17 protein-coding genes are annotated in these 17,397 nt (G+C 58.6%); 5 read left to right on the top strand and 12 right to left on the bottom strand.

Features of this window, described 5'->3' with window-relative positions:
- Positions 1-27 precede the first annotated feature (27 nt).
- Together G5315_RS00940 and G5315_RS00935 are read left to right on the top strand one after the other, a co-directional pair.
- Positions 28-504, top strand: coding sequence for a hypothetical protein (locus G5315_RS00940; RefSeq protein WP_158112580.1), 477 nt, complete (start codon positions 28-30; stop codon positions 502-504).
- A complete protein-coding gene (locus G5315_RS00935) occupies positions 504-2,153 on the top strand; it encodes a diguanylate cyclase domain-containing protein (protein ID WP_421332123.1) in 1,650 nt (549 codons plus the stop codon). Before G5315_RS00940 ends, G5315_RS00935 begins: the two co-directional genes overlap by 1 nt.
- 87 nt (positions 2,154-2,240) lie before the next feature.
- Here the strand turns inward: G5315_RS00935 and G5315_RS00930 are convergent, their stop codons facing one another.
- The 7 genes from G5315_RS00930 to G5315_RS00900 all read right to left on the bottom strand — a co-directional run bounded on the left by G5315_RS00930 (position 2,241) and on the right by G5315_RS00900 (position 8,991).
- Complete coding sequence (locus tag G5315_RS00930) at positions 2,241-3,245, bottom strand: substrate-binding domain-containing protein (RefSeq protein WP_100645833.1); 1,005 nt, start codon at positions 3,243-3,245, stop codon at positions 2,241-2,243.
- Complete coding sequence (gene rbsK, locus G5315_RS00925; protein ID WP_100645834.1) at positions 3,245-4,177, bottom strand: ribokinase; 933 nt, start codon at positions 4,175-4,177, stop codon at positions 3,245-3,247. The genes G5315_RS00930 and rbsK overlap by 1 nt, the downstream gene beginning before the upstream one ends.
- Before the next feature lie 108 nt (positions 4,178-4,285).
- Positions 4,286-5,161, bottom strand: coding sequence for a ribose ABC transporter substrate-binding protein RbsB (gene rbsB, locus G5315_RS00920; RefSeq protein ID WP_005360585.1), 876 nt, complete (start codon positions 5,159-5,161; stop codon positions 4,286-4,288).
- Between the two features lie 30 nt (positions 5,162-5,191).
- Positions 5,192-6,160, bottom strand: a complete 969-nt coding sequence (rbsC, locus tag G5315_RS00915) for a ribose ABC transporter permease (protein ID WP_005351946.1) — start codon at positions 6,158-6,160, stop codon at positions 5,192-5,194.
- Complete coding sequence (gene rbsA / locus G5315_RS00910) at positions 6,157-7,686, bottom strand: ribose ABC transporter ATP-binding protein RbsA (RefSeq protein ID WP_421332121.1); 1,530 nt, start codon at positions 7,684-7,686, stop codon at positions 6,157-6,159. The genes rbsC and rbsA overlap by 4 nt, the downstream gene beginning before the upstream one ends.
- A 34-nt stretch (positions 7,687-7,720) precedes the next feature.
- Positions 7,721-8,140 (bottom strand): D-ribose pyranase, encoded by a 420-nt coding sequence (gene rbsD / locus G5315_RS00905; RefSeq protein WP_421332119.1) that lies wholly within the window; start codon positions 8,138-8,140, stop codon positions 7,721-7,723.
- Positions 8,141-8,373: 233 nt separating this feature from the next.
- Positions 8,374-8,991, bottom strand: coding sequence for a glutathione S-transferase family protein (locus tag G5315_RS00900; protein WP_421332117.1), 618 nt, complete (start codon positions 8,989-8,991; stop codon positions 8,374-8,376).
- A gap of 654 nt (positions 8,992-9,645) precedes the next feature.
- Between G5315_RS00900 and G5315_RS00895 the strand changes: the two genes are divergently transcribed.
- The gene (locus G5315_RS00895) at positions 9,646-10,437 is read left to right on the top strand and encodes a hypothetical protein (protein ID WP_216953561.1); all 792 of its coding nucleotides are present in this window, start codon (positions 9,646-9,648) and stop codon (positions 10,435-10,437) included.
- 395 nt (positions 10,438-10,832) lie between these two features.
- On the opposite strand, the gene G5315_RS00890 is transcribed toward G5315_RS00895, so the two are convergent.
- From G5315_RS00890 to potA, 4 genes are all read right to left on the bottom strand, one after another.
- Entirely contained in the window at positions 10,833-11,900 is a 1,068-nt protein-coding gene (locus tag G5315_RS00890; RefSeq protein ID WP_081250356.1) for an extracellular solute-binding protein, read from the bottom strand.
- Positions 11,901-11,981: 81 nt separating this feature from the next.
- Positions 11,982-12,752 (bottom strand): spermidine/putrescine ABC transporter permease PotC, encoded by a 771-nt coding sequence (gene potC, locus G5315_RS00885; RefSeq protein WP_216953562.1) that lies wholly within the window; start codon positions 12,750-12,752, stop codon positions 11,982-11,984.
- A complete protein-coding gene (potB, locus tag G5315_RS00880) occupies positions 12,749-13,636 on the bottom strand; it encodes a spermidine/putrescine ABC transporter permease PotB (RefSeq protein WP_216953563.1) in 888 nt (295 codons plus the stop codon). Before potB ends, potC begins: the two co-directional genes overlap by 4 nt.
- Complete coding sequence (gene potA / locus G5315_RS00875) at positions 13,623-14,726, bottom strand: spermidine/putrescine ABC transporter ATP-binding protein PotA (protein ID WP_421332115.1); 1,104 nt, start codon at positions 14,724-14,726, stop codon at positions 13,623-13,625. Before potA ends, potB begins: the two co-directional genes overlap by 14 nt.
- 201 nt (positions 14,727-14,927) lie before the next feature.
- Here potA and G5315_RS00870 point away from each other — a divergent pair, with 201 nt between their 5' ends.
- Both G5315_RS00870 and G5315_RS00865 read left to right on the top strand, forming a co-directional pair.
- Positions 14,928-15,665 carry a hypothetical protein gene (locus G5315_RS00870; RefSeq protein WP_005351939.1) on the top strand — a complete coding sequence of 246 codons (738 nt, stop codon included), beginning with the start codon at positions 14,928-14,930 and terminating at the stop codon, positions 15,663-15,665.
- A 16-nt stretch (positions 15,666-15,681) separates the two neighbouring features.
- Positions 15,682-16,368 (top strand): DUF2987 domain-containing protein, encoded by a 687-nt coding sequence (locus tag G5315_RS00865; RefSeq protein ID WP_421332114.1) that lies wholly within the window; start codon positions 15,682-15,684, stop codon positions 16,366-16,368.
- Between the two features lie 94 nt (positions 16,369-16,462).
- On the opposite strand, the gene ttcA is transcribed toward G5315_RS00865, so the two are convergent.
- Positions 16,463-17,371: a tRNA 2-thiocytidine(32) synthetase TtcA gene (gene ttcA / locus G5315_RS00860; RefSeq protein WP_005336634.1), complete on the bottom strand. Its 909-nt coding sequence runs from the start codon at positions 17,369-17,371 to the stop codon at positions 16,463-16,465.
- Between the last annotated feature and the right edge of the window lie 26 nt (positions 17,372-17,397).

Below are 17,397 nucleotides of genomic sequence, written 5' to 3'. Positions count from 1 at the left end.
AATGGGACGCAGTTGGCGCAAATTACCATGACCGCAGTAAAGCAATGGATCGCTTTTTTTCTCCTGATGCTGGCCAGTGCCAGCGCATCGGCCTCCATCCCCCTGATGACCCTGGTACTGCCAGATGGCCAGCAGGTGACCCTCGATGAGGCGGCCCTCTCCGCCTTGCCACAGACCGAATTCACCACCACTACCCCCTGGACTCAGGGCGCCCACCACTATCGCGGGCCGACCCTGTCAGCCGTGCTGGCGGCGCAAGGGATCCCGGGTGCCCGCAAGATTTCCGTCTCGGCCCTCAACGGTTATCAGCAGGTGGTGGATCTGGCCCTGTTCGACGGTGTGCCGCTAACTCTGGTGCGTCAGGAGGACGGCAAACCGCTGACCCGGCGCAACAAGGGGCCGCTCTGGCTGCTCATCCCGTTCACCACCTATCCCAAGCTGGACGTGCCTGCCATTCACAACTGCATGGTGTGGCAGGTGACCCGTATCGAGATCGTCGATTGATGGGGCTATCCCGCCAAAATCTGCTGTTGGTTGCGGTGTCGCTGCTGTTTCTGCTCTCGTCCGGCAGCAGTCTCTATCTGCAGTATCGGCAGGAGCAGCTGGTCGATACCTTCTACCGCAATGTCCACTGGAACATCAGCCAGGTAATGCTCGAATCCCAGCGTTTCCTCTACGATCTGCAGCTCTATCGGGCTGGCAGACTGTCGATGGAGACCCTGAGCCTCGATTACGATCTGCTGTGGAACCGGCTCGACATCTTCCTCATCAGCAGTGAAACCGCCGAGATGCGCCAGCGGCACGGGCTCGGCAAAGTGCTGGCCACCCTGTTCGAGCAGATCAAGCAGCTCGAACCTCAGATGGAGGCCGGTGCGCTGCGCGAGGGGGCTGAGCTTGCCCGCTTGCAGGAGGCGATCGCCAGCCAGACCCGTCTCGTCGAACAGATAGGGGATCAGATCCTCTCCGGCCAGGAGCGGGAGCATTCGGTCAGCCAGATCCGCAACAGCCTGTTCTGGCTGCAGATCTGGCAACTGATCCTGTTGCTGACCGGTGGCGCTCTGGTCGCTGCCCTCATTCGCGCCAATCTGGCGAACCGTCGGCTGGCCCTGCTCGATCCCCTGACCCAGCTGGGCAACCGCCGTGCCCTGCAGGAACAGCTCTCTCGCGCTCTGCATGCTGGCGAGGTGAGCGCTTTGGTGGTGCTCGATCTCAAGCGCTTCAAGCAGGTCAATGATCTGCTGGGTTATCAGGTCGGTGATCGGCTGTTGCAGATGGTGGCCAACAAGCTGCTGCAGGCCCATGGCAGCCACGCTTACCGCCTCGGCGGAGATGAATTTGCCGTGGTGCTGACCAAGGCGAATGATGCGCTGGAAACCGCCGTTCATGAGCTGGTGGATCTGCTCCATTTCGAGTTCGTGACCCGGGAGTGCAGCTTCGATCTGGCCTGTCGGCTCGGGGTTGCCAAGGCGCAGCAACAGGATGCCGCCCGGCTGCTGGATCAGGCCATCCTGGCCCTCAACCAGGCCAAGCGTAGCCAGGAGGGGGCGATCAGCTGGTTTGAGCCTGCCATGCTGCAGCAGTTGCAGTTGAGTCAGCAGCAGCTTCATCAGCTGCGAGAGTGGCTGGCGGGGCGCGAGCCTGCACCGCTGCGAGTGGCATTGCAGGCGCTGACGGACGGGCAGGGCAACGAGATGTGGCAATTGGCGCTTGAGTGGCGTGAGCAGGGAGTGCCCTGTCAGATGCGCTGGCTGCAGGAGTGCGGTGTGCTGGGGCCCGTGCTGGCCCGTGTGCTGCAGGCGCACGAGGCGCAGTATGCCGATGGTCGGGCACTGCTGGTCCCGCTCGACAACCAGGCCCAGCTTACTCATCTACTGGCCTATCTGCCGGAGGCTTCCCGTACGCCGCTGGTGTTGCTGGTGCCGATGCTGCAGCCGGATAGTGCCTTGCTGGCGGGATTGCGCCAACAGGGTTGCACTCTGGCGCTCAGAGAGATTGGCAGTACCACCGCGGCGCAGCTGGCAGCCGGCTGGCCTGTCCGCTACTGGCTGCCGCAGGGTGATGAAGATGGCGAGTTGTTGCAGCCTCTGGCCCGACGATTGGGGTTGGTGCCACTGCAAGTGCTGGCGGCCAGGGAGACCCGGTCGCTGGCCTGAGGGCAAAAAGCGGTATTGCACCGGCAAGAGACAAAATGAAACAAGGCGACCTTGGGGTCGCCTTGTTTCGTTTATTGCCCCTGAACGTCAGGTGCGAGGGGCACAGGATTGCCTGATCACCAGGTCCGGGTCGACGGTGATCAGGTGGTTCTCCACCGCTTCACCGTTGATGCGGGCCAGCAGGCGGGTGACGGCGAGACGCCCCAGCTCCTCTTTGGGCTGGTTGACGGTGGTGAGCGGCGGCGACATAAATTCAGCCAGCGCCACATTGTCATAGCCAACGATGGAGATATCCCGCGGGATCACCAGCCCCGCCTGATGGGCGGCACTGATGGCTCCCATCGCCATCATGTCGTTGCAGACAAAGAGGGCGGTGGGGCGCTCGGGCAATGCCAGCAGACGAGTCATCGCCTGATGGCCGCTGGCGCAGTCAAAATCACCCTCCTGGATCCACTCCTGATTGACGATGAGACCTGCCTCCTGCAACGCCTGCTCGAAGCCAGCTTGGCGCTGGTTGGCGGGGGCGCGGCTGTGGGGGCCTGTGATACAGCCGATGGCGGTATGGCCCAGCTCAATCAGATGGCGGGTCGCGAGATAACCACCGTGGAAGGAGTTGTCAGCTATAAGGTCAACATCCTCACTGACCAGCCCCCAATCCATCACCACCACCGGCAGGCTCTTGAGCCAGTCGAGCTGATTGAACACCTCTTGCTGTCCTTCGCTACACATGATCAGCAGGCCATCGACCCGCTTGCGCAGCATCATCTTGAGGTAGGAGAGGGCCGTCTCGGCTTGCCCCTCGGTGTTGCCCAGCATCAGGTTGTAGCCCTGCTCGAAGCAGTAACGTTCCACCCCGCGCACCACCTCGGCAAAGAAGGGGTTGCTGGAGGTAGTGACCAGCATGCCGATACTGTTGGTCTCCTTCACCTTAAGGCTGCGGGCCACCAGACTCGGGGCATAGTTGAGATCGCGCATGGCGGCGAAGACCCGTTCGCGGGTCTCCTCGGCGACGAAGCGGGTCTCGTTGATGACGTGGGAGACGGTGGTGGTCGACACCCCCGCCAGCGCCGCCACCTCCTTGATATTGGCCATCAGTGCCCCTGCGCAGTCTGCTCAAGCAGGAAGGCGTCAACTTCTTGCTTGCTCGGGATGGAGCTCTGGGCACCGAATCGGGTGACGGAGAGCGCCGCCGCCCCGTGGGCAAAGCGAACCGCGCTGTGGAAATCGGCACCGGCCAGTTCCGCCGCCAGCAGGGCGCCGTTGAAGGTATCGCCCGCGGCTGTGGTATCCACCGCCTTGACCCGAAAGCCCGGGATCAGCTGTTGCTGCTGTGCGTTGCTGCAATAGACCCCCTGCGACCCCAGGGTGATCATCACATCCGCAATGCCCATCTGGTGGAAGCGGGCGGCCGCCTCGCGGGCACTTGCTTCGTCGGTGACTTTGACGCCGGTCAACAGCTCGGCTTCAGTCTGGTTGGGGGTGATAAGGTCGACCAGCGCCAACAGCTCAGCGGAGAGCGGGCGGGCGGGGGCGGGGTTGAGCACCACCCGGGTGCCGTGGGCGCGGGCCAGCCGTGCAGCTTCATGAACGCTCTCGAGCGGCACTTCCAGCTGCAACAGCAGTGTGTGGGCGTCGGCGATCATCGCTTCGTGGTTTTTCACCACGGCAGGGGTGATGGCACCGTTCGCTTCGGCTGAGATGCCGATGCTGTTCTCCCCCTCATCGCTCACATAGATGATGGCGATACCGGTCGGGAGCTTGGGATCGAGTTCGACGGCGCTGACGTCGATGCCATCTTTGGCAAAGCCGCTCTTCATCTGGTGGCCGATGGCGTCATCACCGATGCGGGCGATAAAGGAGACGGGGGCGCCAAGGCGGGCGGCAGCGACTGCCTGATTAGCCCCCTTGCCACCCGGCACCACCTGATAGCTGTGGCCGGTCAGGGTTTCACCCGGGCGAGGAAAGTGGGGAACGCGCAGCACATGGTCTGCATTGACACTGCCCAGAACGACGAGACGATTCATGTTGACTACTCCTGATGCATCTTGGCTTGAACACAATAACTGAGTGAGCTCAAGCCGGGAGGCACCGCAATTGAGGGGAAAAGGGGAGGCGAACCTCCCCTCGAGAACTTACTTGCTGACCACTTGCAGCGGTACCGGAATGGATTTCTCGACCGGCTGACCTTTCAGCACCTTGTCGGCAGTCTCGACGCCGATGGCACCGATCAGCGCAGGCTGCTGGGCCACGGTGGCGGCCAGTTTACCCTTGGCAACGGCGGCTTTGCCATCGTCAGTGCCGTCGAAGCCGACGATCATCACTTCTTTACCGGCAGCCTGCACGGCGCGGATGGCACCCAGCGCCATCTCGTCGTTCTGGGCAAAGACGGCTTGAACGGTCGGGTGGGCAGCCAGCAGGTTTTCCATGACGTTCAGACCCTTGGTGCGGTCAAAGTCGGCAGGCTGGGAAGCCAGGACCTGCAGCTTGTTGGCTGCCACGGCCAAGGCAAAGCCTTCACCACGGTCGCGGGCGGCGGAGGTACCGGCGATCCCTTCCAGCTGGATCACCTTGGCACCGGTACCCAGTTTCTCGGTGATAAAGTCACCGGCCAGCTTGCCGCCCGCCACGTTGTCGGAGGCAATGTGAGCCTTGACCTCACCCTGCGCGGCGCCGCGGTCCAGAGTCAGCACCGGAATGCTGGCGCGGTTGGCCAGACGAATGGCGTTGCCGACCGCTTCGGAATCGGTGGGGTTGATCAGGATGGCGCCGACCTTGCGTACGGTGAGATCTTCCATGTTGGAGAGCTCTTTGGCCGGGTCATTCTGGGAGTCCAGTACCACCAGCTCGTAGCCAAGCTCTTTGGCTTTGGCTTCGGCACCCTCTTTCATGGTGACGAAGAAGGGGTTGTTGAGGGTGGAGACCACCATGGCCAGGGTTTGATCGGCGGCCTGGGCGGTGCCCAGCACGGACATGATGGCGGCAGCGAGCAGGGTATTGAGCTTTTTCATCATTTCATTCCTTGTGTGTGGCTTGTCTTATCAACGATTGCTTTTGTTATCGATCATCACGGCAAGCAAGATCACGCTGGCCTTGGCGATCATCTGGTAATAGGAGGATACGTCGAGCAGGTTGAGGGCGTTGTTCAGGAAGCCGATGATCAAGGCACCGATCAGGGTCCCCATGATGCGGCCCTTGCCGCCCATCAGGCTGGTACCACCAAGCACCACGGCGGCGATGGCATCCAGCTCGTAACCCATGCCCGCTGTCGGCTGGGCAGAGGAGAGACGAGAGGTAACGATAAGCCCTGCCAGTGCCGAGAGCGCGCCGCACAGACCATACACCGCCAGCTTCACCCGATCCACATTGATACCGGAGAGGCGGGTAGCCGATTCGTTGCCACCCAGCGCGTAGATGTAGCGACCGAGACGGGTGTGGTTGAGCATGAACCAGGCGAGCAGGAAGACGATGGCCATCAGCCAGATGGGCACCGGCAGACCGAACAGGTAACCGGTACCAAGCCAGGCGAAGTGATCGGCGCCGTCACTGAAACCGGTGGAGATGGGACGACCCTCGGTATAGACCATGGTGATACCGCGCAGAGCGGTCATGGTGACCAGGGTGGCGATAAATGCCTGCACCTTGCCCTTGGCAATGATGAGGCCGCTGACGCCGCCAAGCAGAGCACCGGCACCCAGAGTGAGGGGCACCACCAGCCAGATCGGCAGCTCCATGGCGACCATGGTGGCAGCCAGCGCGCCGCACAGGGCCAGTACCGAGCCGACCGACAGATCGATACCGGCGGTAAGGATAACCAGCGTCATGCCGACCGCCATGATGGCGTTGACCGAGGTCTGGCGCAGGATGTTGAGGAGGTTGTCGGCGGTGAAGAAGTTGGGGCTTAAGGCCGAGACCACACCAATCAGGACCAGCAGCGCGACCAGGGATTTGTTTTCGATCCACCACGCCTTGCTCATGACGCCACGGCGGGAAAGGGTTTGGGTTGTCATTGGAATGCCTCTTGCTCTGCTTGCCACTGTTTACCGACTGCCGCCGCCATCAGCTTCTCCTGATTGGCATCGCGGGTGTTGAACTCTGCGCTGATGCGCCCTTCGTGCATCACCATGATGCGATCACTCATACCGAGCACTTCCGGCATCTCGGAGGAGACCAGAATGATGCTCATCCCCTCCTTCTTGAACTGGTTGATCAGCTGATAGATCTCCTTCTTCGCCCCCACGTCGACGCCGCGGGTCGGCTCGTCGAGGATCAGTACCTTGGGCCGGGTCAGCAGCCCCTTGGCGATGGCCACCTTCTGCTGGTTGCCGCCGGAAAGCAGCTTTATCAGCTGATCCTGACTCGGGGTCTTGATGTTGAACAGGCGCACATAGTCGCTCACCGCCTGCCGTTCGGCCTTGCCGTCAATCTTGCCGTTGCTGATGAACTCGTCGAGGGCGCACAGACTCATGTTTTCGCGCACCGACAGCTCCAGCACCAGCCCATCGCCTTTGCGATCTTCGGAGATATAGGCGATGCCTGCGGCCAGACCATCGGCCGGGCTTTTGGGCACCAGCGCATGACCGTCCACTGCCACTTCACCGGCGCTGATGGGGCTGGCGCCATAGATAAGCTTCATCAGCTCGGTGCGGCCGGAGCCCATCAGGCCGCTGAAGCCCAGAATTTCCCCCTGACGCAGGGAAAAACGGACCCCGCGCACGCCGGGACCGGCCAGATCTTTCACCTGCAGGCTGACGGGGCCGAGCTCGCGTTCAAGGCGCGGATACTGCTCTTCCAGTCGGCGACCCACCATCATCTCGATGATCCTGTCTTCATCGAGATCGCTCACCGCCTTCTCGCCGATCCATTTGCCATCGCGCAGCACAGTGACCCGATCGCAGATCTCGAAGATCTCCTTGAGGCGATGGGAGATATAGACGATGCCGCAACCCTGCTCACGCAGCTCGCGGATAACCTTGAACAGCTGATCGGTCTCGGTATCGGTCAGCGCATCGGTGGGTTCATCCATGATGATGATGCTGGCATCGAACGACAGCGCCTTGGCGATCTCCACCATCTGCTGTTCGCCGATGGAGAGATCCCCGAGTCGGGTATCCGGCCCGTGTTTGACGCCAAGTCGTGCCAGCAGGCCGCTTGCCCGCTCGCGCAGTTGTTTGTGGTCGATACTGCCAAAACGGGTGCGCGGTTCGCGACCGAGGAAGATGTTGGCGGCAATCGACAACTCCGGCAGCAGGTTCAGCTCCTGGTGGATGATGCTGATCCCCTGATCCTGAGAGTCGCGGGGGCCCTTGAAGTGGACCGGTTGGCCGCGGTAACTGACGCTGCCCGCATCGGCCTGATAGATACCGGTCAGCACCTTCATCAGGGTGGATTTGCCGGCGCCATTTTCACCGAGCAGGGCCATCACCTGGCCCGGATAGACCCGCAGACCCGCTTCGTCGAGGGCGCGCACACCGGGGAAGGTCTTGACGATCCCGGTCAGCTCCAGAATGGGGGAGAGGGGGGAGGTTGTGCTCATTTGCAGCTTCCTTGAAGAGGCCTTCTTTAAGAATTCAGAACGCCACACCGGCGCAGAGGATCAGGTTGACGTAGGGAGTCACCTCGCCGCTGCGCACGATCGCCTTGCTCTGGCGGGAGCGGGTTTTGAACTCCTCGTGCAGGCAGTATTCGATGGCGATGGGCTTGCCCTGGGCGGCTGCGTGGGCCTCAAGCTGATCGACCAGCGCCTGATGGGCGGCGGGGCTGATCTGCTTGATCTCGCTTGCCATGATCACCTTCTCCACCACCAGATCGGTGAGCAGGGCGGTCAGTACGGTTGCAAGGCTGGGCGTCCCCGCCATCAACGCCAGATCGATCCGCTCCGGACCTGCCGGAATGGGCAAGCCTGCATCGCAGACGGTGATCTCGTCGGTGTGGCCCATCTGTGCCACCAGAGCACTCAGGGGAGCATTGAGCAGTACGCCTCGTTTCATACAGCACCTCATCAGGCCTTGGCCCGTCAATCTGTGAACCGCTAGGCAACCGGTTACGCAACCGGTTGCGTCATGGCGCAAAGATAGGCTTTTTACTAAGGAAGGGCCACGGCAAAACCACGGAAATGTGAAAACGATCTCAAAGGCGGGAGAAGAAGTACAGGGGAGGAGGCAGGAAGGGTGTCAGCAGAGCCCTGACACCCTTGTTATTTATCGAGCTATTGATTTTATGGTTAGTTGGCCAGTGCCTTGGCGACCGCCGGACGGCTCAGCATGCGTTGATAATGATCGGCCACTTTGGGGAATTCACTGATCTCGACCCCATCGCTTTTCAGCCAGCCCGCGACCACGAACAGATAGATGTCCGCCACGCTGAACTGCTCGCCGAGTACCCAGGGACCGGCGAGATAGTGCTGCTCAATCTGGGCAAAGCCATCGCGCATATTGCTGGCGACTTTCTGCTGCATGGCGGCAATGGCTTGCTCGTCATCGGCCCAGCGGCTGCCACGGCGACCGTGGGCATGGGAGACATGCACAGTGGAGGCGAGGAAGCTGTTGACCTCCTGCATGCGGGCCAGCAGGAACGGGTTGTCCAGCGGCGCCAGTTTGGCATCGGGGAAGCGCTGTGCCACATAGTACAGCAGGGCCGGGGTCTCGGTCAGGGTGCCCTGCTCGGTGACAAGGGCAGGCACCCGCCCTTTGGGGTTGATGGCAAGATACGAAGGATCACGCTGCTCCCCTGCGGCGAGGTTGACGAGACGGGGTTGGAACGGGGCATTTGCTTCCAGCAGGGCAATCTGCACGGCCATGGCACAGGTGCCGGGAGCGAAATAGAGGGTCAGATCGGACATGAATACTCCTGATTGGCTCAGGCCACCCGCGATATCGGCGAAAAATGTGTTTTCGTGATACCTCGAGGGGTCATGAAAAAAGAGAGGGGGCAACGTTTGCCCCCTCAACCAATCTACACCCCTTAGAGGTGATGAAAAAGCGCAGAATTAATCGGTTTGTTTGCCCATTTCATAAATTCCTCGGCTAAGGGCGCAAATCAGATGGTGTTGAACTTGATGGGATAGTTGATACCTGAGGATGGGCGGTTGGTACTGAAAGGACTGGGGCACAATAGCGTCCTTGGTTGTTCTCCCGCTCTTGCACGATATGATCGTCATCAGATATTCTAATTTTTGGGGCGTTACAATGAATCCTATCTAACAAGACTGATCTTCATTTAGATCATCAAACAGAAAACGGCCTTTTTAGATAACTTTTTGATGACTGCAATCGTTTGTGTTTGATACCATGTTCTTCTACAAACTTTCCACGGCTTTCATGGTGGCTGTAATGTTTTATCATGCTTTAATCCGGTTATAAAACAGCATGTAGGTAGTTGGAAATATATATGCAGTAGCCATGTTGTTTACTAAGAGAAGGGGAGTGAAACTCAGCGAAATTGAGAGTCTTAAGGAAAGGTAGGAAGTAGGTTAAGGAAAATAAAGAGGTGATCAATGGATGATGAAAAGGGAAACTCAAGCAATATCAAAAATAAAACCAAACTGATATCGGGTTTTGTAGCTTTGGCCGTGATAGGCGGAGGGTGGTACTGGTGGCTTAAAGAGCCCTATATTGAGCCAGAGATTAATCCCACCCCAACAGAATTGTTTACTATTCAGGGCGAGTTTCCTTTTGATAAGGGCTATCAATTAGCTGTTCATAGTACTTTCATTGCATCTAATAAAACTGACTCTACTTGCAGCAAAACTTTTTATGCGTTCGGTGTTATACCTGCAAATACTAGACTCAGGGGATGGCAAATAGATAACCCCATTAAGAAATATCAATCAAACAGATTCAGTGTAAAAGTGTCAAAAGACTATTTATTGCCTGACCGATGTAATTGGGTGTTAGATTCTGTTGGCTATTTTATAGTGAAGGCAGGTTCCGAGTTGGAGGCTAATTTGAAAGCTAACCCTTCAGATCAACATAATCGTCAAGGGTATTTTTTATCTTCAGCATACAGCAATTGGAGTGAGTTAAAACTGGGGAGTGTAAATATTTCATGCCGACCAGATGTTGGTCTTAACAAATTAAAAGGTGGTGTTGTTTGTAAGCGACTGAATCAAAGAGAAGTAAACACATATAGACGTAACTATAAAGTTCATAATAAACCGCTACCATCGATAGTTAATTTTAAATTCGTTATGGAGGACAAAATGTCAAGCACTGAACAAAATACTGTTTTAGAGAGTGCATATGGCGATCCACTAAATAATAATTTGTCCTATGAAAAGGGGGTATAAAGACTGTTAGTTAGATTAGCGAATCGTAATCGGACGTTAGCTGTTTCGATAAAATTGCACAGTTATTCCCCATAAACACATCCGTTTTGCCTATATCTCCACAGTGGGGTCGCTATGAGTTCCTCCCTTCTAAATGGAGAAATACATCGCCCCCCCCTCATATTTCCCTACAAATTTGCTCTGAAGCCGGCTGCAGTGGAGCACTTACAAAAATTGTGGTCTGTCTGGCTTAAAGATGACTATCTATATATTTTGCTGTTAATCGATGCGCGCCTGTGCCTCTCAGTGTCTATGACTGTTGTGCTTAAAAATTGCGCTGGTGGTTAAAAAGAGAAGGGGGCAAATATTGCCCCCTTTATCCATTAAGCCCGTCAGAGGGTCGATTAACCGCCGACTTAACCGGCCTTGGCCACCATGGCTTTAAGCTGCAGGAAGTACTGCTCGTAGAGGCGGGAGGCATCACCCACATCAGACTGGAACTCGCCCTTGCGCTTGATCTCGTCGCTCGGGAAGACCATGGGGTTGTTGCGAAACGCCGGGGTGAGCAGGGGAATGGCATCCTTGACCGGGGTGGGGTAGCCAATCGCCTCGGCCACCTTGGCGGCCACATCGGGGCGCATCAGGAAGTTGATCAGGGCGTGGGCCTCTTTCACATGCTTGGCCTTGGCCGGGATGGCGAGGTTGTCCATCCACAGTACCGCCCCCTCATCGGGATAGGTCATCTGGATGGAGGGGTATTCGCGCTGGGCGCCGTAAGCCGAGCCGTTCCACAGCATGCCGATATTGACCTCACCGGCGATAAAGGGGTCGGCCGGGTTGTCGGAGTTGAACGCCTTGACGTTGGGCATCAGCTTTTTCAGGTATTCGAAGGCTTCGGCAATTTGCGCCTTGTCCTGGGTGTTGGGGCTGTAGCCCAGTTGCACCAGCGCGATATGGAACACCTCGCGGGCATCGTCCATCAGCAGCAGGCTCTCTTTCCACTCCGGTGCCCAGAGCTGCTTCCAGCTGGTCACCGGCTGCTCGATGATGTCGGTGTTGGTGCCGATCCCGGTTGCGCCCCAGATATAGGGGATGGAGTAGCGGTTGTCCGGGTCGTACTCGTGGTTGAGCAGGGTAGGGTCGAGGTGCTTGAAGTTGGGCAGCTGGGCGCGATCCAGCGGCTGCAGCATTCCCTCTTTGGCCATTTTCGAGATGAAATAGGTGCTGGGCACCACCACGTCATAGCCGTCGCCATGGGTTTTCAGCTTGGCGTAGAGGGTCTCGTTGGATTCGTAGGTGGAGTAGATCACCTTGATGCCGGTCTCTTGCTGGAACTGCTCCAGCAGGCCGTCCGGCACATATTCCGACCAGTTGTAGAAGTAGACCACCTTGTCATCGGCCGCGTGAGCGCTCTGGCTCAGCAGCGGGGTGGTGAGGGTGAGGGCGGCTGCCAGCAGGGCGCCAGCCTTGTGTTGGATTGTCATCAACAACTCCTTGGGGTTATGGGGCCTTGCGGCCCACCGTGACAGAGTTCGCCAAAGGTGGCGGGGACGAAACGGGCAGGGTCAACCCTGCCGTTTACGCAGTAACAGTTGCGCCAGCAGCACCATCCCGAGGGAGGCGACCAGCATCAGGGTGGCCAGGGCATTGACCTCGGGGGAGACCCCTACCTTGACCATGGAGTAGATCTTGAGCGGCAGGATCTCGTAGGCCGGGCCGGTAACAAAGGAGCTCACCACCACGTCGTCCAGCGACAGGGTAAAGGAGAGCAGCCAGCCCGCCATCACCGCCGGCAGGGCCAGCGGCAGTATGATGCGGCGCAGGATAATCCACTCGCCAGCCCCCAGATCGCGCGCAGCTTCCAGCATCCGCACATCAAAACCGCACAGCCGCGAGTAGACGGTGATCACCACGAACGGCAGGCAGAAGGTGATGTGGGCGATCAGCAGCGACCAGAAGCCGAGCGCAATGCCGGTCACTACAAACAGGGTCAGCAGCGAAATGGCCATCACGATATCGGGGGACATCATCACCACAAACAGCATGCCGCTCACGTATTGCTTGCCGCGAAAGCGATAGCGAAAGAGCGCCACGGCGGTGAGAGTGCCGATCAGGGTGGCTGCGGTGGCGGTGAGGGCGGCGATGGTCAGGGAGTGCTGGGCCGCCTGCATCAGGCTGGCGCTGGCAAACAGCTTCTCATACCAGCCCAGGGTAAAGCCGCGCCAGTCGATACCATATTTCGACAGGTTGAAGGAGTTGGCGATCAACACCCAGATGGGCACATAGAGATAGCCAAACACCAGCAGCAGAAACAGAGCCTTCAGTGCGCGCATCATGTCAGTTCCCCCTTCTTGCTGAGCAGCTTGCCCGCCCGCCAGTAGCAGTAGACCAACAGCGCCATCAGCACCGTCAGCATCACGCTGATGGCCGCGCCAAAGGGCCAGTCACGGCTGTTGAGGAACTGGGTCTTGATCAGGTTGCCGATCAGCAGGTGCTTGGCGCCCCCCAGCAGATCGGAGACATAAAACATCCCCATGGCGGGCAGGAACACCAGCAGACAACCGGCGATGATGCCGGGCAGGGTGAGGGGCAGGATGATCCGCACCAGCCGCTGCCAGCCGTTGGCGCCAAGATCTCGCGCCGCCTCCAGCAAACGGCCATCCAGCTTCTCGATGCTGGAGTAGAGCGGCAGCACCATAAAGGGGAGCAGCACATAGACCAGCCCGATGATGACGGCCACCTCGGTGTACATCATCTGCAGCGGCCGCTCGATAAGCCCCAGATCCAGCAGCCAGCCATTGATCAGCCCCCGGGTGCCGAGCAGCACTTTCAGGGCATAGGTGCGGATCAGGGAGTTGGTCCAGAACGGCACCACCACCAGAAACAGCAACAGCGGGCGGATACGTGCTGGCAGATGGGCCAGCAGCCAGGCAAAGGGGTAGCCCACCAGCAAGCAGATGCTTGTAGCGAGCAGCGCCAGCCAGAGGGAGTGGAGCAGCACCTCGAAATAGAGCGGGTCCAGCAGGCGGCCATAGTTGCTCAGGGTAAAGAGCGGCGCGATAAGCTCGGACTCGTCACGGGTCAGGAAGCTGACGCCGATGATCATCAGGTTGGGCAGGAAGACAAACAGCGTCAGCCAGCCGAGGATCAGCGCGATAGCCGTATTGCGAAAGCCGTTGTGGGCAAAGCTGTGCGCTACCCGCAGATTAGTGAGGCTCATAGGGCAGCACCACCTCCCAGCTGTCGACCCAGTGGATCGCCACCTCCTGACCAAGGCGATAGTCAAAATCGGGGTCATCCTCGTCGAAGAACTCTGAGATAAGCAGCTGTTTGCCACTTTCGAGCTCGATCACCGAATCCAGCGTCGCCCCCTTGTAGTTGCGCTCGCGGATATTGCCCCGCAGCGTACTGCTCTGATCGTCATCCTGATCGAGAATGCGCAGATCTTCCGGGCGCAGCAGCACCAGTACCTTGTCGTCTGGCTGGAACGGCAAGGTGGTATGGAGCAGGCACTCGCGCCCCTCTACCTCGGCCTGCCAGATACCGGGTTCACGCTGATTGATCAGCTTGCCATCCATCACGTTGATCTCGCCGATAAAGCGGGCCACGAACAGGTTGGCTGGCGATTCGTAGATATCGCGCGGTGTGCCGCGCTGGATGATCTTGCCGCCCTCCATCACCAGGATGCGATCAGACATGGTGAGCGCCTCTTCCTGATCATGGGTAACGAAGACAAAGGTGATGCCAAGGCGACGTTGCAGCGCCTTGAGCTCGCTCTGCATCTGTTTGCGCAGCTTGTAGTCGAGCGCCGAGAGGGATTCGTCGAGCAGCAGCAGGCGCGGCTTGTTGACCACGGAGCGTGCAATGGCGACCCGTTGTTGCTGACCGCCGGAGAGCTGATCCGGGCGGCGGTTGGCCAGCTCGGTGAGCTGCACCATGGCGAGGGTCTCCTCGACCCGCTGGCGGATCTCGCTGGCAGGCACTTTCTGCATCTCGAGGCCAAAGGCGACATTTTCAAACACCGTCATATGGGGGAAGAGCGCATAGCTCTGGAACACGGTGTTGATGTGCCTGTGTTCGGCGGGGATATGGGTGATCTCGTCACCGGCCAGATGGATGGTGCCACCGTCGACCGATTCGAGCCCGGCCAGCAGGCGCAGCAGGGTGGTCTTGCCACAGCCGGAAGGGCCCAGCAGGGTAAGAAATTCACCGTCATAGATTTCAAGGTCAAGGTCACTCAGGATCACCTTGCCATCGTATTTTTTGCTGATCTTGTTCAGCGCGACAATTACCTGTGGATTGTTCATCATCCGCCAGTCTCACCCCAGCCAGTGGCCATCGTGTTGAAAGAGGGCCGCATTCTATGCAGCCGACACATGAAATTAAAGGCTTTTTGGCCCGAATTAGCCGCAAGTGTGCAGGAAAAACGGCTACGAATAGCAGACCAAATCGCTATAATGTGCCACCTGATTTGGTCGTTTTCGATATTGGATAGTCAATTGAGTAATAAAATGCGTATTGGCGGCTCCCTTGAGCAGTCTCTGAACCAGGGCTACCGCCTTGATCTGAAAGGGGTCATCCAGGAGGGATGGCAACAGACCCGCCGTACCGGATTTGGCCTGCTGCTGGCGATTGTCGGGGTGACGGCGATCTGGATCCTGCTCAGCAATGTGCTGCTGTTGCCCTATCTGGGGGATGACAGCCAGATGAATGTGGCCATGGTGCTGAGCCTGCTGATGACGGTGGTAATGGCCCCCATGACCAGCTCCCTCGATATGCTGGGGTTGCAGCAGTCGGTCGGGGTGCGCGCCCGCGCCAACCAGGTGTTCGACTTCTTCCGCCACTTTGTACGCCTCGGCATGTTGAGCCTGCTTGGCAGTCTGCTCACCAGCCTGTTTGGCCCGCTATTCGATCTGCTGGGATTGCCCGCCGTACTCTCATTCATTCCCTCGGCCCTGATCGGCATGGGGCTGCTCTTTACCGTCCCGTTGGTGCTGGAGCGTGGCCTGACGCCGCCCCAGGCCATTCTGGTTTCTCTCAAACTCTTTGCTCGCGGCTGGCCCAGCATTGTGCTGTTCCACGGCGTGATGACCGCGCTCTTCTTCCTGGCTCTGATCCCCATGGGGTTGGGGCTTATCTGGGTGGCACCGCTCTATTTCAACTGCAAGGGGATCCTCTATCGGGATCTCTGCGGGGTGGGGGTAGAGGTTAACGAGGTGACAGAAGGCCCCAACCATTTCAATGCATGATGCAAAAGGATGTTGAATGACCCGTCGATATGGAGTGACCAAGGCTGTGCGCCAGAGTCTGCTGGCCACGCTCTTGCTGCCTGGGCTGGCGCTGGCTGAGCCGATGCTGGATCTGCAATACAGCACCTTCTACAGCCAGATGAAGACCTTTGCCAAAGGGGAGTTTGGTCACGCCAGACTGGGGTTTTATCTGACCGATCCGCAAAATGGTCAGCGCTGCGGCCTCACCTTTGCCCGGGTTGCAACCGACAGCAAGGAAGTGGCGGGCGAGGTAACGGTCGATAGCGAACTGCGCCTGCCTTTTGATGAGGATCTCAACCTCGACAAGGGGATCGTGACCGTCGGCCTGAAAGAAGAGCACGCCACTTGCGATATGACGGTACAGGTGATGGCCGATGCGCCGAACGGTCCCGAGCTGCCGCTGGCCGAGCTGGCGGCCCGTCAGCAGCAGATGCAGTCGCTACTCGACAAGATGGCGGGCATGGTCGGCAAGCACTTCCTGCCGAAGATGGAAGGGGTGCGCATTACCCTGGTGCAGCAGAGCGGCACTGCTTATCTGATTGATGGCGCCCGTCAGGAGGCGCTGCCCTGGCAGGAAGGACACCTGCTGCTGAGCAATAAGCAACTGGCCGCGTTCGCTGCCGGGCAACTGCGCCTGCAGGGGGACGTGCTGCGACTGACCCCCTGGTTGCACAAGGGCTGATGCCGATGGGTTGGTAACAGGCAGATAAAGAAAGCAAAAAAGGAGCGATCATCGCTCCTTTTTTATTGCGTGGTGTTTGCCCTGTGACGGCGGCTTAGCGCACTTCAATCACATCCAGCATGTCCATCTCGTCGATATCCAGCAGCGGCGCCTTTGGCATCTCGGGCGGATCAAACGCCTTGTCGCCGCCATCGATGATGCCGGAGTCGCGGTTGATGCTCTTGAAGTCAAACAGCTTGTGGTCGAGCAGGTGGCTCGGGATCACGTCCTGAATTGCTGTGAACATGGTCTCGATACGACCGGGGAAGCGGCGATCCCAATCCTGCATCATCTGTTTGATGGCTTGACGCTGCAGGTTCTCCTGCGAGCCGCACAGGTTGCACGGAATGATGGGGAAGGCTTTGACGTCTGCGTAGCGGATCAGATCCTTCTCTTTGCAGTAGGCCAGCGGGCGGATCACCACGTTCTTGCCATCGTCGCTCACCAGCTTGGGCGGCATGGACTTGAGCTTGCCACCGTAGAACATGTTGAGGAACAGGGTCTCGAGGATGTCGTCGCGGTGGTGGCCAAGGGCAATCTTGGTACAACCCAGCTCCTGGGCGGTGCGGTAGAGAATACCGCGGCGCAGCCGTGAGCAGAGTGAGCAGGTGGTTTTGCCTTCCGGTACCTTCTCTTTGACGATGGAGTAGGTATCTTCCTCGACGATCTTGTACTCGATACCGAGGGAATCCAGATACTCGGGCAGCACATGCTCGGGGAAGCCGGGCTGCTTCTGATCCAGGTTGACGGCAACCAGATCGAAATGGATGGGGGCGCTGGCTTTGAGGCTCATCAGTATGTCGAGCATACCGAAGCTGTCCTTGCCGCCGGAGAGGCAGACCATGACCTTGTCGCCCTCTTCAATCATGTTGAAGTCGGCAATGGCCTGACCCACGTTGCGCCGCAGGCGCTTCTGCAGTTTGTTAAAACTGTATTTTTCTTTGGCGTTCAGCTCTTCTAGCATGCTCGTAAAACCCGGGACACAAATAA

Source organism: Aeromonas sp. 603607, from assembly GCF_049171595.1.
Lineage (GTDB): Bacteria > Pseudomonadota > Gammaproteobacteria > Enterobacterales > Aeromonadaceae > Aeromonas > Aeromonas veronii.
Note: the sequence above shows the minus strand (reverse complement) of the source record. Positions and strands in the feature narration are given on the sequence as shown.

Excerpts from the sequence above, each read along its gene's own strand:
- G5315_RS00940 (WP_158112580.1), top strand. The coding sequence starts at position 28 with ATGACCGCAGTAAAGCAATGGATCGCTTTTTTTCTCCTGATGCTGGCC.
- G5315_RS00935 (WP_421332123.1), top strand. The coding sequence starts at position 504 with ATGGGGCTATCCCGCCAAAATCTGCTGTTGGTTGCGGTGTCGCTGCTG.
- G5315_RS00930 (WP_100645833.1), bottom strand. The coding sequence starts at position 3,245 with ATGGCCAATATCAAGGAGGTGGCGGCGCTGGCGGGGGTGTCGACCACC.
- rbsK (WP_100645834.1), bottom strand. The coding sequence starts at position 4,177 with ATGAATCGTCTCGTCGTTCTGGGCAGTGTCAATGCAGACCATGTGCTG.
- rbsB (WP_005360585.1), bottom strand. The coding sequence starts at position 5,161 with ATGAAAAAGCTCAATACCCTGCTCGCTGCCGCCATCATGTCCGTGCTG.
- rbsC (WP_005351946.1), bottom strand. The coding sequence starts at position 6,160 with ATGACAACCCAAACCCTTTCCCGCCGTGGCGTCATGAGCAAGGCGTGG.
- rbsA (WP_421332121.1), bottom strand. The coding sequence starts at position 7,686 with ATGAGCACAACCTCCCCCCTCTCCCCCATTCTGGAGCTGACCGGGATC.
- rbsD (WP_421332119.1), bottom strand. The coding sequence starts at position 8,140 with ATGAAACGAGGCGTACTGCTCAATGCTCCCCTGAGTGCTCTGGTGGCA.
- G5315_RS00900 (WP_421332117.1), bottom strand. The coding sequence starts at position 8,991 with ATGTCCGATCTGACCCTCTATTTCGCTCCCGGCACCTGTGCCATGGCC.
- G5315_RS00895 (WP_216953561.1), top strand. The coding sequence starts at position 9,646 with ATGGATGATGAAAAGGGAAACTCAAGCAATATCAAAAATAAAACCAAA.
- G5315_RS00890 (WP_081250356.1), bottom strand. The coding sequence starts at position 11,900 with ATGACAATCCAACACAAGGCTGGCGCCCTGCTGGCAGCCGCCCTCACC.
- potC (WP_216953562.1), bottom strand. The coding sequence starts at position 12,752 with ATGATGCGCGCACTGAAGGCTCTGTTTCTGCTGCTGGTGTTTGGCTAT.
- potB (WP_216953563.1), bottom strand. The coding sequence starts at position 13,636 with ATGAGCCTCACTAATCTGCGGGTAGCGCACAGCTTTGCCCACAACGGC.
- potA (WP_421332115.1), bottom strand. The coding sequence starts at position 14,726 with ATGATGAACAATCCACAGGTAATTGTCGCGCTGAACAAGATCAGCAAA.
- G5315_RS00870 (WP_005351939.1), top strand. The coding sequence starts at position 14,928 with ATGCGTATTGGCGGCTCCCTTGAGCAGTCTCTGAACCAGGGCTACCGC.
- G5315_RS00865 (WP_421332114.1), top strand. The coding sequence starts at position 15,682 with ATGACCCGTCGATATGGAGTGACCAAGGCTGTGCGCCAGAGTCTGCTG.
- ttcA (WP_005336634.1), bottom strand. The coding sequence starts at position 17,371 with ATGCTAGAAGAGCTGAACGCCAAAGAAAAATACAGTTTTAACAAACTG.